This is a genomic window from Halovivax ruber XH-70, assembly GCF_000328525.1.
In the GTDB taxonomy this organism is placed as follows: domain Archaea; phylum Halobacteriota; class Halobacteria; order Halobacteriales; family Natrialbaceae; genus Halovivax; species Halovivax ruber.
The window spans coordinates 2,784,558-2,798,997 of sequence record NC_019964.1 but is presented as its reverse complement, the minus strand read 5'-3'; the positions used below and the strand labels follow the sequence as shown (position 1 = coordinate 2,798,997).

Annotated in this window: 15 protein-coding genes and 1 tRNA gene; 6 read left to right on the top strand and 10 right to left on the bottom strand. The window is 65.5% G+C overall.

All coding sequences use genetic code 11. The features are described 5' to 3' along the window. Positions 1-5: 5 nt before the first annotated feature. Complete coding sequence (locus tag HALRU_RS13480; protein WP_015301941.1) at positions 6-188, bottom strand: hypothetical protein; 183 nt, start codon at positions 186-188, stop codon at positions 6-8. A 322-nt stretch (positions 189-510) separates the two neighbouring features. On the opposite strand from HALRU_RS13480, the gene HALRU_RS13475 reads away from it, so the two are divergent. Beyond that, entirely contained in the window at positions 511-1,080 is a 570-nt protein-coding gene (locus HALRU_RS13475; RefSeq protein WP_216086538.1) for a hypothetical protein, read from the top strand. A gap of 12 nt (positions 1,081-1,092) precedes the next feature. Here the strand turns inward: HALRU_RS13475 and HALRU_RS13470 are convergent, their stop codons facing one another. The 3 genes from HALRU_RS13470 to HALRU_RS13465 all read right to left on the bottom strand — a co-directional run bounded on the left by HALRU_RS13470 (position 1,093) and on the right by HALRU_RS13465 (position 3,060). After that, positions 1,093-1,677, bottom strand: a complete 585-nt coding sequence (locus HALRU_RS13470; protein WP_015301939.1) for a peroxidase-related enzyme — start codon at positions 1,675-1,677, stop codon at positions 1,093-1,095. 244 nt (positions 1,678-1,921) lie between these two features. Continuing rightward, positions 1,922-2,086 carry a DUF6757 family protein gene (locus tag HALRU_RS15770; RefSeq protein WP_007702009.1) on the bottom strand — a complete coding sequence of 55 codons (165 nt, stop codon included), beginning with the start codon at positions 2,084-2,086 and terminating at the stop codon, positions 1,922-1,924. A gap of 101 nt (positions 2,087-2,187) precedes the next feature. Beyond that, a complete protein-coding gene (locus HALRU_RS13465) occupies positions 2,188-3,060 on the bottom strand; it encodes a PHP domain-containing protein (RefSeq protein ID WP_015301938.1) in 873 nt (290 codons plus the stop codon). A 229-nt stretch (positions 3,061-3,289) separates the two neighbouring features. Between HALRU_RS13465 and HALRU_RS13460 the strand changes: the two genes are divergently transcribed. Next, the gene (locus tag HALRU_RS13460; protein WP_015301937.1) at positions 3,290-3,577 is read left to right on the top strand and encodes a DUF5789 family protein; all 288 of its coding nucleotides are present in this window, start codon (positions 3,290-3,292) and stop codon (positions 3,575-3,577) included. Positions 3,578-3,652: 75 nt separating this feature from the next. Further along, positions 3,653-3,850 carry a hypothetical protein gene (locus HALRU_RS13455; protein WP_015301936.1) on the top strand — a complete coding sequence of 66 codons (198 nt, stop codon included), beginning with the start codon at positions 3,653-3,655 and terminating at the stop codon, positions 3,848-3,850. 22 nt (positions 3,851-3,872) lie between these two features. Here the strand turns inward: HALRU_RS13455 and HALRU_RS13450 are convergent, their stop codons facing one another. Next, complete coding sequence (locus HALRU_RS13450; protein WP_148680538.1) at positions 3,873-4,880, bottom strand: DUF5784 family protein; 1,008 nt, start codon at positions 4,878-4,880, stop codon at positions 3,873-3,875. Positions 4,881-5,068: 188 nt separating this feature from the next. Here HALRU_RS13450 and HALRU_RS15765 point away from each other — a divergent pair, with 188 nt between their 5' ends. Further along, positions 5,069-5,242, top strand: coding sequence for a DUF5786 family protein (locus HALRU_RS15765; protein WP_007702017.1), 174 nt, complete (start codon positions 5,069-5,071; stop codon positions 5,240-5,242). A 108-nt stretch (positions 5,243-5,350) separates the two neighbouring features. Here HALRU_RS15765 and HALRU_RS13445 read toward each other — a convergent pair whose 3' ends face one another. Beyond that, complete coding sequence (locus HALRU_RS13445; protein ID WP_015301934.1) at positions 5,351-6,346, bottom strand: YkgJ family cysteine cluster protein; 996 nt, start codon at positions 6,344-6,346, stop codon at positions 5,351-5,353. Positions 6,347-6,788: 442 nt separating this feature from the next. Further along, positions 6,789-6,878, bottom strand: a tRNA-Gly gene (locus tag HALRU_RS13440). A 171-nt stretch (positions 6,879-7,049) separates the two neighbouring features. Between HALRU_RS13440 and HALRU_RS13435 the strand changes: the two genes are divergently transcribed. Continuing rightward, the gene (locus HALRU_RS13435) at positions 7,050-8,903 is read left to right on the top strand and encodes a helicase C-terminal domain-containing protein (protein ID WP_015301933.1); all 1,854 of its coding nucleotides are present in this window, start codon (positions 7,050-7,052) and stop codon (positions 8,901-8,903) included. A gap of 306 nt (positions 8,904-9,209) precedes the next feature. Here HALRU_RS13435 and HALRU_RS13430 read toward each other — a convergent pair whose 3' ends face one another. Continuing rightward, positions 9,210-10,403: a class I SAM-dependent methyltransferase gene (locus HALRU_RS13430; RefSeq protein ID WP_015301932.1), complete on the bottom strand. Its 1,194-nt coding sequence runs from the start codon at positions 10,401-10,403 to the stop codon at positions 9,210-9,212. A gap of 62 nt (positions 10,404-10,465) precedes the next feature. After that, the gene (locus HALRU_RS13425) at positions 10,466-11,614 is read right to left on the bottom strand and encodes a 60S ribosomal export protein NMD3 (RefSeq protein WP_015301931.1); all 1,149 of its coding nucleotides are present in this window, start codon (positions 11,612-11,614) and stop codon (positions 10,466-10,468) included. 393 nt (positions 11,615-12,007) lie between these two features. Between HALRU_RS13425 and htpX the strand changes: the two genes are divergently transcribed. After that, positions 12,008-12,892: a zinc metalloprotease HtpX gene (gene htpX / locus HALRU_RS13420; protein ID WP_015301930.1), complete on the top strand. Its 885-nt coding sequence runs from the start codon at positions 12,008-12,010 to the stop codon at positions 12,890-12,892. Between the two features lie 123 nt (positions 12,893-13,015). Here the strand turns inward: htpX and HALRU_RS13415 are convergent, their stop codons facing one another. Beyond that, a complete protein-coding gene (locus tag HALRU_RS13415; RefSeq protein ID WP_015301929.1) occupies positions 13,016-14,305 on the bottom strand; it encodes a glycosyltransferase in 1,290 nt (429 codons plus the stop codon). Between the last annotated feature and the right edge of the window lie 135 nt (positions 14,306-14,440).

Below are 14,440 nucleotides of genomic sequence, written 5' to 3'. Positions count from 1 at the left end.
GATAGCTATATTCGCTCGTTTTCCGGTTCGTAGAAGAAGTACCCGGCCACGCCCGCGATCCCGAGGAAGAGCGTGATCAACGGCCAGTTGCCGCGATCCTCGCCGCTCAGGTGGGCGTGCGCGGTGACGAAGATCGCGAGTCCGACGTGGGCGACGGCCGTCGCGAGGACGAAACTTTGGAGTTGCATCTCGTCTCCGGAGGTCGGTGGTGTCGTTCCTAAGCGGTTTCGAAACGCTGTGGCGAGTTTTGGTGTCACAGATCGCGCGGCGCACGTCAGTCGGCTCCCGTTCGTCCTCGTCCGGCCAACCGTATCGACGTCATCAGGGGAGCTGAACACCCTCCCCTCCGATACCTGCTATCGAGAGGTCTGCCGAGCTCCGCTCATTTGCCGGCTGCTAGACGGGTTCGCGGTGGTTATCGCTCTCTCTCTCTCTCTCTCTCTCTCTCTCGAGGACTCCTGAGTGGAGACGGAGGATATTTGAACGCTTATGTCGGATGAACGAATGCTAATGTCCGCTATCGATCCGGGAGAACGATTCCGCTCATCCCTCCGGAGTTCGGTCGTTCGGATGCTGCTCGTTGCCCTCGTCGCCGTGCTCGCAACGCTTCTGGTCGTAGGAGAGTTACCTCTCGGCGACGGTGGGGACCCACCGGAGCCGCGTATCGAATCCGTTTCGGTGGTCGACGCGGGGTGTCACGACGAGGTTCGTGGACGAGCTGCTTCCTCGACCGGCGGTCTCTGGGTCGGCACGATCAACGAGACGTCGGTCGACACCGACGTCTCGGCGGAGATTCGGCGTGCGACGCGACCGGAGGCGACCGTCGCGGCGTATCGCGTCCATCTCGAGACCCACAACACGACGGCCGGAAACGAATCCTGTCCAGGCAAGATCGTCTTTCGGGTCGAGTACGATACTCCCTACCCCGACGCGGCGGACGCGATGCGCGTCGAGCGCTATATCGACGGGCGATTCCAGGCCTGCGGTGGGTCCAGCTCGGGGCCTGACACCGGGTGTCTCCGGCTGTACGAAGACCGGCCTGTCCACTGGTCGAACGGGAGCGTGACGTATCCAGAGTGAGATTGCGACTGACTATTCTCCGCCGCGTCCCAGCGTGTGAAACTCCTCGTTTGGACGCATGTCCGCGAACATCGCCATCCGGTTCGAGAGGTTGAACAGCGCCGTCACGGCCCCGATGTCCCAGATTGCCTCCTCGGAGAAGCCAGCGTCGGCGAGTTCGTCGAGGTCCTCGCGAGTGACTTCGGCCGGTCGCTCGGTGAGTTTCACGGCGACGTCGAGCATCGTCCGGTGCTGGTCACTGATGTCCGCCGTTCGGTAGTTCGCGACGAGCTGGTCGGCCAGCAGTGGGTCTTCGGCGTAGATGCGCACGAGGGCGCCGTGGGCGACGTTGCAGTAGTAGCAGTGGTTGACGCCGGAGACGGCGACGATGATCATCTCGATCTCCTCCCGGGCGAGCGCGGCGTCGTCGACGATCGCGTCGTGGTACGCGAAGAAGGCCCGGAAGTGTGAGGGCTTGTAGGCGAACCCGGCGAAGACGTTCGGGGTGAAGCCCGCGCGCTCGGTCTCCTCGGCGATGCGTTCTCGAAGGTCCTCGGGGAGATCCTCGAATTCGGGTACCGGGAAGTTCCCCATGGCGTCGGCTGAGAGGTCGACCATACCGCCGGGTGGGGTCGGCCGTCGCTTAATGTTTGTGTCGCTCGACGACGGAGCACGACCAGTGATTGGTCGGTGGTTGCGGTCAACTCGACCCGGTCGGGGACTACTGCTTGGGAGCCGGCTGACCGTCGTTCGGGGCCTGAAACGGAGCGGGGGGACGGCTGTCGGGGCTAGTGAGCGGGAGACAGTGTGTCGAGTGCAGCTTGAGGGCGAGACAGTGAGCGGTGAGGGACGTCGCTGGCCGTTACTCCGTTCGATCGACGTCGACGTGTTCTTTGAGGGCGTCGAGACCGTCGGCGTCGGCGAGTTCCTCCAGGCGTTCCTGGAAGTGCGTCTCACAGAGACCCACCGTCACTCCGTCCGACTCGGCGGCGAACGCCGCCGGTCGATCGCAGTAATGACAGTGCATACCCCGCCTAGATCCCCGACCGATTTGAACCCACCGCTCGGGACCGACCCTGCCGCTATCACCGATCACGTTGGCGCCCGGCAGCGATGTCGCCCGCTCGATCACCAGCCTGGTGGGGCGAGACGGTCGTACTGTGCCCGGTCGAGTCCGGCGAGCCCGAGCCGATCGCCGTGCGCGTCGCTCCCGCCGGTCGCGAGCAGGTCGTGTCGCTCGATCGCCCGTTCGACGACCGCGGTATCGACGGTCCGACCGTAGGGGTAGAAGCGTTCGACGGCATCGAGTTCGCTCGCCAGGTCGAGCGCCGCACTCGGGTCGCGGTAGCGAAGGGGATGGGCGAGCGCGACGACGTCGCAGGCGTCGGCGAGCAGTCGTCGGCCGCGCTCGAAGCTCGGCAGCTCCCGCGAGACGTAACAGGGCCCGTCGCTGCCGATCAGGTCGTCGAACGCCTCCTGGTAGTCGAGATCGGTGTCGGGGTGGTCGTCGATCGCACGCGCGACGTGTGGGCGACCGAACCCGTCGTCGATCGACACGTCGAGGTCGATATCGAGTCGATCCGCGACGCAGTCGACGATCGCTCGACCGCGTTCGCGTCGGTTCTGCTGGATCCGATCGATCGTCGACTCGAGTGCGCTCGTCCGTCGGAGCCCGTAGCCGAGCAGGTCGACGGCCTCGCCGTCGGCGGGTTCGACCCGGAGTTCGATTCCGGCCACGAGTGTCACGTCGGCGCCCTCAGGAGGCGTCTCACTGGCTGTGGTCTCGCCAGGTCCAGCCGGTGCGGCGTCGGCATCAGTCCACTCGGTGGCCTCGATCGTCGGTCCCGCAAACGGCGCCCCGACGTCGTGGTCCGTGATGGCGACGACGGAGAGCCCCGCTCGCGCCGCTACCGTCGGGACCGCTTCGGGATCGAGCGAACCATCAGACCGCGTCGTGTGTACGTGGAGATCGGCGTAGGGCGCCGTTCGCGTCGCCGTCATGGCTGTGCCGACGCGTGCTGGCGCCAAAGCCATTGGGTCTCCGTACGTGATGGCGTGTCGACCGCAGGGTGGGTAGGCTGGAGCAACTCGCCGTCTGTCGGGTCGGTGAAGACTGCCGTCTCTCTCTCTCTCTCTCTCTCTCTCTCTCTCTCTCTCTCTCTCTCTCTCTCTCTCTCGATATCTATAATGGACAATAGTTAAGGTTGGGGTCGGTGTGGATCCCGTCGCAATGCACTTGCCCGGCACCGTCACGCTCGCGGACGAACTCGAGTACCCGGCGACGACGGACGAACTGATCGCTGCGTACGGCGACCAGCCGATCGAACTCCCGAACGGCACCGAGACGGTCGGCGACGCGCTCGGCCGAATATCCCGGGAGACGTTCGAGTCGCCCGACGAATTCCGGCTCACGCTCCAGAGCGCGCTGAGCGACAAGGCGGTCGGCCGCGTCGGCTACAGCGACCGGGATCCGAATCCACCGGGGAGCGTCTACCAGCCCCAGCAACTCTCTTTCTGAGGCGGTTTCTCTCGCGACTTCCGACGCTGATCGGCCGCAGCGCACGCTTTTGTGGCTGGTCGTGGTGCGATCGCTATGGCTCCGTCCGTTGGCTTTCAGCTTCCGACGCTCGCCTTACTCCTCGGAATGGTCGTGCTGGTCGCCGGTCTGTTCATCGGCGGCGGCCTGAACCCGATCAGTTACGCTGGCCTCGTACTGGGATTGGCCGGCATCGTCGGGCTGTGGCTCGCCGTGCTAGCCACGCCAGCTCCCGGTCACGAATCGGCAGGATAGCTGCAACGGGTCCGATCGTCGCTCAGCCGACGAAGTCGACCGCCGGCGCGAGATCGATTGGAACCGATCCCCGGCGGTACCCCTCGACATGTCCCGACGGTCGGGCTCGATAGACGACGGCCGGTCGGTGACGGACGTCGGGGCGTTCGCCGCGGATGGCGGCCCAGGCGTCGTCGGGGAACGACGAGCAGTCGACGAAGAGGACGGCCCCACCACCGTGTTTCGAGAGCTGGCCGCTGGTCTTCGTCTGGACGGTATCCCGGATCGCGGCGATCGGCCCCGATGCGGCGCGCGTCGAGGGTGCCTGCGGTCGCGTCACCTCGACGAGGACGTTGGTCTCGTCACCCTCGGCGCGGAAGTCGAGCGAGTGACCAGTCGTCACCTCGATCTCCGGCGTGAGGCCGTAGCCGGCGTCCGTGAGGATCCTGGCGGCGATGAACTCCGCCATGGCGGCGCTCATCCGAACGTCGTCGACGTGTTCGCTCGTTCCGAGTTTCCCGGCCATCGTGTGTCGGTAGGGATCGAGCGTGCCCGGCCGGAGGAGGTCTTCGAAGTACTGGAGGACGGTGTCGCGGTCGGTATCGGGGAAGCCGCCGTCGTACTCGCGAAAGAACGTCCGGGTCGAATCGCGACCGTCCTTCGACATGAATACGGGGAGGAAGAACCACGAGAGGTGCGGGTACGATTCGAGCCACGGGTCCTCGTCGTAGAGCGTCTCGAGGAGTTCGCGTCTCGCCCAGCGGGCGATACGATACGGGGCATCGTCCCAGCCGATCTTGTTCGTTCGCCAGAGCGCCTGTGGGGTCTCCGTGTTGCCCATCCAGTAGGCCTCGTCGTCGCTGCTGGCGAAGAGGGCGACGTCCCCGTTGTCCATCTCGAAGCGGTAGGTTCGCCACTCGCCACCGACGTCGAATCGGGTGTCGACGTCGCTGGCGCCGATGTTCTCCTGGAGGGGCTGGAGAACCTGCCGGTCGACGCGCCCCGGGCTCCAGGCGTTGGGCGAGTATCGAAAGCGAAGCGGCCGTGCCACGATCAAAACTACGCCGGTGAGATTCATACGTCTTCGCTTTCTCACGGTCGTCCGGTTGCCCACCAACTCGGGTTGAACCTGCATGTTGACCCCTGTTGGCCTGGCTTTCGATTTCATCCAGCGCCCGGACTGTCGTGAACGACCGTTACATTGATATCGAATACCGCCCTACAGTGTTCATACCTACCATGTCAATGGGTGCCTATGACGACGACGAACACGAACGTCGTGAGAAGCAAGCGTCGACGGTCGATACGGACTTCGACGACGAACGGACGATCTACCACGGGCAGGTCGAGTACGACTCCGGCGACTCCGCAGAAGCGCTGTTGAACCAGTTCCAGGAGATCAAATCCAACTGAGTCCGTTTTTCCCGGCTGCCGTAGTGCGGCGCACTGAGCGTAGTTGCCGGCTCCAGTTATCGTCTCCAGTTTCCGGCTCCATCGGGGTCTGACGCACTCTCTGGACCGTCAGGGTTCCGTCTCGTCGGCGGTCGTCTCTCCGCCATCCTCCCAGCCCGGTGTCTCCGGAGCACCGCGATCGACTTCGAGCTGCTCCGCGAGTGCGGGGGACAGGTTCGAACCGGCGTCCGATTCCCCATCTCGCTCTGCGGCGGCCAGCCGTTCCCACTCGTCGATCGCCGAACCAGCCCACGAGGTCGTCTCGAGGGTCTTCTCGCGCGCTTGCTCGTAGTGCGGTTCGGAGTGCGCCAGCGTGCCGGGACTCGATGCCGCGGCGACGGCGACGAACTCGGCCCGGTCGGCCGCGGTCGGCTCGCCGCGTGCGATCCGGTCGACCGCCCCCTCGATTGCGCTCGGATCCGGATGGCAGAACACCTTGCCGCCGACCGCCTGTGGGCCGAAGAGCGGTCCGTCCTCACCGGAAATCGCCGCCGCGCCGTCGGTCGACAGGAGCCGTCGCTCACCCGTCGCCGCTTCGACTCGCTCGCACTCGGTCGGCTGATCGAGCGCGACGTTGTGTGCCGGATAGGCGCCACACTCGGCCGGATACAGTTCGTCCTCGTGAATCCGACACTGCAACGTCGTCGGGTCGAGGAAAACACAGGCCGGGACCACGGCAGCCTCGGTTCGTCCGAACGGGGCCACCGGTTTCGGGGATTTTCGCAACCCGATGAAGAAGGCCGGTCGTCCGTGCACGGCCGCGACCCGCCGTTCGCCGACGTCGACGTGTGGATCGGCTTCGCCAGCCGCCCACAGCCGCGGTGTCAGCACGTCGCCCAGCCCGGCGTCGACGAACGCCCTGACCTCGTCTCGCGCTAGCGGCACGAGGTTGGCCACGCCGTCTAACGACGGGAACGGCCCACGCTGGCCGTCGTCGGCCGCCGACGCGGTCGATTTCGTCTCGTCGTCGCCCTCGCTCTCGTCGGTCTCATTGGATTCGCTCTCGTCGATCAGCGGCCGCCAGTCGAGACAGCAGCCGGCGCAGTTGCGACACTGCACTTCCATACGCGACCATCGACCCCGATGACAAAAACTCTCACCCCGCCCGGAGAGCGAGTTATCCCCTCGGCGGTCGAAAGCTATGTGGGGGGAAATGAGACGTGCAGTCGCACGTCGACAGGGTGCGCACGTCTTCGCTCGTGACAGGGTGCGTGTTCTTTGGACGGTTTCGTGGAGCGCGTTCGTGAGCCGCGCCGTTTCCCGAGCACTGCGTTGCTTCGGGTACACGAGGCCTCGCTATCACTCGGCCTCGCGGCTCACGGATCGCTACGCTCCCCGTTCGCAGTATCGCGGTTCTCGGACCTGCGGTCCTCGAACCGCGCAACGGAAGGGGTGGGATTTGAACGCGCCGAGACGGTCCGGGTCGCTCACTTCGTTCGCGTCCCGGGCTGCGACTCGTCTGCTCAAATCCCACAGTCTTCGCTTCCTTCGCTAGCGCTCAGAGAAGCGGAAGGGGTGGGATTTGAACGCCACTCGGCCTCTCGGCCGCCGCGGGCCGGATGGCACCGCGGTGCTCTTGCCGCTGAGCGACCCTTCCGCACTCGACTTCGATGGCCGGTTCGATATTCGTAATCGGCTCGTTACTGCGCAGTAGGTGGTGGTTTCGCCGGACGCTGGATCGAAATCGACAGCCAGGAAACCGTTTTCGACTGTCACCGTTCGTGGACAGTCGTCAGTTTTAGGACGACCCCGGCCTCCCTCTCTGACAGTGCAACCAGCGCGGATCTTCGACGCCTTTCCCGCCCCGAGTTACCGCGGGAATCAGGAACGAGCCCTCCAGGACATTCGCGACGCGTTCGCGGCCGACAACGACGTGGTCTTCGTGCGCGCACCGACGGGCAGCGGCAAGTCCCTGCTCGCTCGCGCGATAGCCGGCTGTGCGCGCACCGTCGAGGAGGCCGAGCCGAGCGAGGCCAGCGGCGCCTACTACACCACGCCGCAGGTCTCTCAGTTAGACGACGTCGCCGAGGACGACCTGCTGGCCGACCTCAACATCATCCGCGGGAAGGGCAACTACAGCTGTATCCTCCCCGGCGAAGAGGGTACGCCGGTGAACCAGGCGCCCTGTGTGCGCGAGCGCGGCTACGACTGCGACGTCAAGCACCGCTGTCCGTACTTCTCCGACCGCGCCATCGCCTCCAATCGCGAGATCGCGGCGATGACGCTCGCGTACTTCATGCAGACCGCGGGCAGCGAGGTCTTTCGCAAGCGCGACGTCGTCGTCATCGACGAAGCCCACGGCCTCGCCGAGTGGGCCGAGATGTACGCGACGATCCACCTCGGCCCGCGGACGATCCCGTTCTGGGACGACCTTCGGGTGCCAGATCTGGACGCCGCCGACACCGATCCGATCGAGCGCGCGGCCACCTACGCCGAGAACCTCGCCGAGGTCTGTACCCGCCGCAAGGACGAGTTGCTCGCCCAGGAACAACTCACGCCCGCAGGGGTCCGCGAGCGCGACCGCCTGCAGGAACTCATCGGCGAACTCGACTGGTTCGTCTCCGACTATCGCGATCCCCAGAGTCCGACCACGTGGCTGGTCGACCAGACTACCCCGCCGGCCGACGCGTCGACGAGCGACGAGGCTGTCGGGCCGTCGGACGGCGCGGGCGACGAACCCGCAGGCGGGCCGGTGACGATCAAGCCGATGGACCCCGAGCGCTACCTCGCGCACACGGTCTGGGATCGGGGGAACAAGTTCGCCTTGCTCTCGGCGACGATTCTCAACAAGGACGCGTTCTGTCGACAGGTCGGCCTCGACCCCGACGACGTCGCGCTTGTCGATGTCGGCCACACCTTCCCCGTCGAGAACCGGCCGCTATACGACGTCACGCAGGGGAAGATGACCTACGAGCACCGCGACGAGACGCTCCCGAAGATCGCCCGCGCCATCGTCCGGATCATGGCGGCCCATCCCGACGAGAAGGGGATCGTTCACGCCCACTCCTACGACATCCAGGAGCAACTCGCGGACACACTCTCCGATTTCGGCGTCGGTGCCCGGGTCCGAACGCACGATCGCGACGGCCGCGACGCCGCCCTGAACGCCTGGAAAGCCTCGGACGAGTCCGACGTCTTCCTCTCGGTGAAGATGGAGGAAGCGCTCGATCTGAAGGGCGACCTCGCGCGCTGGCAGGTCCTCTGCAAGGCCCCGTTCCAGAACACCAGTGACTCCCGGGTGGCCCACCGCCTCGCCGAGGGACAGTGGGCCTGGTACTACCGGGCGACGCTCCGAACGGTCATGCAGGCCTGCGGTCGCGTCGTCCGTGCCCCCGACGACTACGGGGCGACCTACCTCGCCGACGAGAGCCTGCTCGATTGTTTCGACCGCGCTCGATCCGACATGCCCGACTGGTTCGCCGAACAGGTCGATCGCATGTCGACGCCGGACCTCCCGGCGTTCGAGCCATCGGCCGCAGTCGGCGACGCGAGTGCGACCCCCGCGCCGACACCCGACCGCTCGCCGCCCGGCACCGAGAGCGATTCGACTGACTCCCCGACACGACGCTCCCGCCGAGAACAGTCGAGCCCGCTGGCGGACGTCTGGGACACCGACGGGTGATCGGTGCGGTCGAGCCGTCTTCAGAGAAGCGCCGAGGCGCTGTACGCGACCACGGACGAGACCATGAGGAACGCGAACAGGATCGCGATGAGCTGATTCTTGTCCATGGTCGGCCCACACGGTGAACTCTCATGAAAGTCACGACCGGCCCGCGGCGCTCGTTGGCGTCGCGTCGACTCTCGCCTGCCCGTCGCGTCCGCCGAGCCGTGTCCCCTGGCTGTCGGTGACGCCGCCGATGGCTGCACCGTCGTCCGCCGTTTGGCGTGTGTCGACGACTCCGTCACGTTCGACCGGCCGTCCAGATTTTCACTCGACCGTCGCGTCCAGGACGACGTGGACGACGCCCGCGCTGTGGGTCTTGACGCGGCGTTGCTCGACGTCCACGAGTTCACGGCCGGCGTCTGCAACCGCGCGTTCGAGTCGCGATCGCGGTCGGTCAGGGAGGCGACTTTCCGGACAGGCCTCGTGATAGTGGAGGGTGCCGCCCGACTCGAGCGCGTCGAGCGCGACCGGGAGGAACTCGTGGCCGGCGTTTGCCCGCGACTCGGGTTCCTCGCTCGATCGGGAGGTGTCGGCTCCGGAGTGGTGCGGATCGCTATCGGCGGCGCTCGTCCCGTAGTAGCCCATGACCACTCTGTCCACTCGCACGCCTGGCGCGACGTCGCGACAGTCGGCGTTGTACGCGTCGATCCTGTCGGCGACGCCGTTTGCGACGGCGTTCTCGAGCAGGTATCGAAACGCGGTCGGGTTCAGTTCCGTCGCCGTCACGCTGGCGCCGGCGCGGGCCATCGGGAGCGTGAAGTAGCCGATCCCGGCGAACATGTCGAGGACTTGTTCGTCGGTCTCGACGACGTCGCCCATCCGGACCCGTTCGGCCTGATTGCCGGGAGAGAACATGACCTCGCTCGGATCGAGCGCATAGTGCGTGCCGTGTTCGACGTGGACCGTCTCCGTGTCCCGCTCGCCAGCGAGGTGACGGGTCTGCGGTTCGCGTCCGACGCCGTCGACGCCCTCGTCTGCGAGGACGGTCGCCGCGCCGCCGTGGAGGTCGAGCAGTGCGTCTGCGACGGCTTCCTCGTCGGGACACGCTGGCGGGATCGTCACGAGGACGACGTCCCCGACGACGGCCCAGGAGCCGGGGGCGTTTTCGAGGTCCGCTTCGGTCCAGCCCCGCGCTTCGAGCACGTCGTCGAGATCGGTCGTCCGATACGTCGGATCCACCTGTCGAACGATGTCGACGACCTGTGTCTCCGTGGGCGGCCGGGTCACTGGGAGTGTGATCTTCCCATCAGTGGACGGGCTGACGGCGCGCTCGTCGTCGTAGACGCCCTCGGTGCGGAGGGATTCGATCGCGATCTCCGTTCGCGGTTCCGAGACGAGGACGGCGAGCGGGCCGTTCTCGGCGACCTGATCGAGGACGTCGTCGGTGACTCGACTGGGGACCTCGTCGCTCGACGCACGGTCGTGGTTGTCGTCGTTCGAAGTACGCTCGTCACTCATCGGTTCTCACTCGCCCCGATCATCCGCTGTCAGCTGCTCAATCATCCGCTTTCCCCGCTCCATCATCCGCCGTCACTCGCTCGCTCGTCGGTCTGTTGGTCCGGCAGGACGTGCAGGCCGGCTCGGCTCTTGAGAACGCGAACCGTCTCCGCGTCGGGGTCGACGTAGTCCGGGCGCGCGATCGTCTTCGCCTCGTAGGTCTCCGGGTCGAGCACCTGGATCGCGTGCTCGTCCTCGACGGTGACCAGCGTCGTCTCGACGCCGTCTTCCTGTGTCCCGAGCTTCCGTGCGTCCGGACTCACGCCGTCTTCGTGGGCCGCTTCGTAGCGTTCCCCGCTCGTCAGCCGGACGCCTTTCAGATTACCCCGGGCGCTGCGGACGAGGACCGGGCCGTCATCGTCGTCCGCGAGGTCGACGACGTCACCGGGCGTGTACGGCGGGAGCCTGATGGCGAACGTGACGCGGTAGACCTCGTTGCCGTCCTCGTCTTCGGTGACGAGCGTCTCCGAGTCGGTGACGGTACCGCCGAACTCCTCGACCACCTTGTAGGCGATCTTCTTGCCGATCTTGGTCGTCGACACCTTCACGTCGAGGCCAGCGTCGACCTCGCCCATCTCGGTGACGAAGGCGTTTCGATCGCCCGTGGCCTCCATGTCTGCCACGACCTCGTTCGCGATCTCCTTCGTGCGCGCTAGCTCTTCGGTGCTCGGCGTGCGCTCTGTCGCACGGAGCTGGACGAGACTGGCGTAGTAGTCGCCGGCGATCCGCCCACACCGGGTGCAGGTTCCGCGGGCGATCGTCACCGGCACGACGACCTCCTCGGAGACGGGCTCGTCGCGGACGACCCCGGTGAAGTGACAGTGCATCCGGATCGTGTTCTGGTCGACGTGTTCGGGTTCGACCTGCCAGGCGACATCCTCGACGTCGACGTGGACGCCGAGTGCCTCGCTCACCGCGTCGATCGCGACGTCGGTGTAATCGACGGCGTCGACGTCGACCCAGCGTTCACCCTTTCGAACTGCACCACAGCGGGCACAGACGGGGACGGTGAGTTCGTCGGGTGCGTCGACGAACTCGAAGTCGTCGAAGTAACACGACCGGCAGAGGTCGACGGACGCAGACGGCCGGAGTGACTCCGTCGCCTCGTCGTCGGGTGGTCGTTCCGGGACCTGCCCCCCACATCGGGGACAGAACGCGCGTGACTCGCTCATGGACCGGAATTGGGACCGGATTCGGATAAGCGGCGCGTTCGACCGGTGGATCGCCATCTGGGCGATTCGTCTCCGGCATTGGCTACGAAGACCGAGCCGCCGGGGAACGCCCGTCTCTGTTCCCGCCACACCGCCTGGAAGTGCCCGTCCACGTCCCCGGCACATCTCGCGCCCATCCGAGGGATCGAAACCAGCAGCCTGCGTTTCCCCCGGCGCGTCAGACGTCACCGAGTCGAGTGGTTTCCACGCGAAACGAAGGGGTTCACTACCGGCTCCATCCGATGGTTATATTCACACTGGCTGGGCTGTGCGGACGAGTGGACGCTTCCGAGGCAGGCGGCAGGGTCGTCGCCCAACACGGCGTTTATCCCGTCACGCTACGTACGTGTTCGTATGCAATGGAAACCGGACTGGGGACTTCGGGCGCGAATGGGGGTCACGATGTTTCTGCTGTTTGGCCTGTATATCGTCTTCGCCGGCGGGATCACACTGTACACAAGCGGCGGCCCGTTCATCTTCATCGTCCTCTTCGGCGGCTTTTCGATCGTCCAGTACTACTTCAGCGACACGCTCACGCTGAAGAGCATGGGTGCGAAGACGGTCTCCGCCGAGGAGTATCCGGACCTCCACCGGACGATCGAGCGCCTCTCCCAGCAGGCAGACCTGCCCAAACCGAAAGTGGCCGTCGTCGACGAAAACGTGCCGAACGCGTTCGCGACGGGTCGCAACCAGAAGAACGCGGCCGTCGCCGTGACGACCGACTTGCTTCGCACACTCGATCAGGACGAACTGGAGGGCGTGCTCGCACACGAACTCGCACACGTGAAGAACCGCGACATGATGGTGATGACCTTCGCCTCCCTCCTGGGGACGATCGCGTTCATGTTCGTCCGCTGGGGTGCCTTCTTCGGGGGCGGTCGCCGCGGCGGTAATCGTGGTGGCGGTGGCATCATCGTCGCCATCCTCATCTCGCTGGTCGTCTGGATCATCAGCTACTTCCTCATGCGTGCGCTCTCGCGCTACCGCGAGTACTCGGCCGACCGTGGTGCGGCGGCGATCACGGGCAAGCCATCGGCCCTCGCCTCCGCGCTCGTCTCCATCTCAGACGGCGTCGCGGACATTCCGGACAGCGATCTTCGCGACGAGGCCGAGATGAACGCCTTCTTCATCATCCCGCTCAAGTCCGGCATCGTCGGGCGGCTGTTCGCGACGCACCCGCCAACCGAGAAGCGAATCGAACAGCTCCGATCACTCGAACGCGAGATGGAGAGTTTCTGAGCCAACCGCCCACGATGGGTGGATTACCGCCGCGTGGGCGGCGGTTCGCAACCGATCGCCCGACTGGCTCCGACGTTCGAAGGATGCGTGCTGACCGGCTTCCCCAATTGAATCCCGCGTTCACTACGCCCCGGTCTTCTCGACCTGATACCACTCGCCGTCCCAGCTGAAGACGTACTCGAACGCACACCGGATGGTCACGATCCCGAATCCGGGATAGACCAGCGGCGCGAGGAACACACTCCAGGAGAGGTCGGGGATGTGGCCCTTCCGGCTATCGTGATACAGGACGGGAAGGACCGTCGCCGCCACGGCCACCAGCGGGAGCAGGGCGTACTCGGTGTAGCCGTAGTACGCGAGGACGGCCACCTTCGAGACCAGCGCGACCATAAAGACGCTCGCGGTGAGACTCGTCGCGAGTCTGAGCGTCGAGGCCGCCCCGCGCAGTCCGGTCGGTTCGAACCCGCCGGTCAGCGCCTTCTGGAAGACCTCGATGTGGCCGAGTCGCCAGCGCTTTCGCTGGCCCCAGAGGTCACGCATCGTGTGCGGTGCCTCCATCTCGTTCGTCAGGTTCCGTGCCTGGCGGACGTCGAGCCCCTGCCGGAAGCAGGTGTGAGCGAAGTCGATGTCTTCGGTGACGACGTCGTTGAGCCCGCCGACGGCGTCGAAGGCCTCGCGGGTGAACGCCGACGACGAACTCCGGCAGTAGGTGAAGCCGAGCGGCTCGACGAGTTTGTAACTCGCGTGAAACAGCAGCCGTTCACAGTAAGCGAGGGTCTCGACCGGCCCGTTCGCTCGTGGGACCCGTCGTGCCTGGAAGACGTCTCGATCCTCCTCGACGAGAGCGTACATCGCCGTCGGGACGAAGTCCGGATCGACCCACTCGTCGGCGTCGAACGCACAGAAGTATTCGGCGTCGAGGCGGGCAACGGTATCGTTGATCGCACGCGCTTTCGATCCCGGCTGCCGATTGGTCAGGACCTGGACGTCCGGGTGTGACGCGAGTTCCTCGGCGACGGCGATGGTCTCGTCGTCACCGGGTTCCGTAACGATCGCGACGGAGACGTCGCTGTAGTTCGATTCGAGGAGCGACTCGACACTCGTAGGGAGCACGTCGCCGTCTCCGTAGACGGGGACGATCGCCGTGATCGGCGGCCCTTCGGACAGTCGTTCGTTCGGATCGGGACTGGAGAACACCTCGCGCGTGAGCATGAGTCCCGAGAGCGTTGCCAGTACGGTGAACACGAGTACTGCTGGGACGGCACTGACGGTCACGATCTCGACGACGAGCCAGGGGAGCGTCGTGATCAGCGTCAACTGTTGGACGCCGTTGTAGAGGCCGAATGCGAGACAGAGCCCAGTGCCGAAGAACGACCCGCTGAGCCCAGCAAGTCGGCGTACGTCCACGGTCATTGTGATGTCTGACTAACTCTTTCGGTATAAATCCATCCGTTTACTCACGAGGGATTTTTTCATATCAACGATCTGGTTTATAACTGATCGCCGTTTCCAGCCGCAGAACGGCTGGAAATGGGCGGGCTGTCTCTG